1 protein-coding gene is annotated in these 1,225 nt (G+C 66.9%); it reads left to right on the plus strand.

Annotated elements, in window-relative coordinates:
* Positions 1 to 1,225 (plus strand): transposase (locus ABZU75_RS46475; RefSeq protein WP_355570019.1); only part of this gene is annotated, 1,225 nt, incomplete at both ends.

The following is a 1,225-nucleotide window of genomic DNA, read 5'->3' on the forward strand; positions in this document are numbered from 1 at the left end:
TCGAGCACTTGCGCGGCGCCCACTTGGTCGCGGCCGCGGACCTGGACGCCGGATATGCCGACAACACCGATCTGACGATCACTGAGGACGGGGCGCCCGCGCTCAAGCGGCGCCGCGGTTCTGATGCCCCCAAGGCCGCCGAGGACCTGGCCGAGGCGATCGCTCGGTGCATGCCGGAGCGCTCGCTGCTGTCCATCGTGGCGCGTACCGCGCACTGGCTGGGCTGGCACCACCACTTCGGCCCGGCGTCCGGCTCGGACCCGAAGATCAAAGATCTGCTGGGCCGGTACTCGCTGGCGGTGTTCACCGGCGGCATCAATGTCGGCCCGTACGAGGCGGCCAAGCACCTGTCGGGGATCTCGGCCCGGGAGCTGTCGATGGTGCGTAACCGCCACATCGACCTCGCCAAGCTGAACGCCGCGATCGCCTGCGTGGTCAACGCTTTTGCCGAACTGGACGTGGTCAAGGCGTGGGGGGATGGCAGCGCGGTGGCCTCCGACGGCACCCAGGTGGAGACCTACATCGACAACCTGCTGGCCGAGACCAGCATCCGGTACGGCGGGGTGGGCGGCATCGCCTACCACTACATCTCCGACACCTATGTCGCGTTGTTCTCCCGGTTCATCCCGTGCGGGGTGTGGGAGGCGGTGCACCTGATCGAGGGCCTGTTGGCCAATACCTCCCAGGTGCAGCCGACCACCGTGCACGCCGACACCCAGGGCCAGTCGACGCCGGTCTTCGCCCTGGCCACGCTGTTCGGGTTCGACCTGATGCCGCGTATCCGCAACTTCAAGGATCTGATCTTCTTCCGCGCCGGCCCGCAGCTGATCTACCCGCACATCGACGAGCTGTTCGGCGAACGCGGCCGCAACGTGATCGACTGGGAGCTGATCGAGCGGCACTGGCGCGACCTGATGCAGGTGGCCATCTCCATCAGCGAGGGCCGCCTGTCCTCGGCCACCTTGATGCGGCGGCTGCGCTCCAACTCCCGCAAGAACCGCATCTACAAGGTCTTTCGCGAGGTCGGCCGCAGCGTGCGCACGGTGGCACTGCTGCGCTACCTGGCTGATCCGGCGCTGCGCGCCCGCGTCACCGCGGCCACCAACAAGGTCGAGACCTACAACGCCTTTTCCCAGTGGCTCGGGTTCGGCAACAACGGCGTGATCGCCCACAACGACCCCGACGAGCAGGAAAAACTGATCAAGCTCAACACGTTGCTGGCCAA

Source organism: Streptosporangium sp. NPDC005286 (assembly GCF_040607515.1).
Lineage (GTDB): Bacteria > Actinomycetota > Actinomycetes > Streptosporangiales > Streptosporangiaceae > Streptosporangium.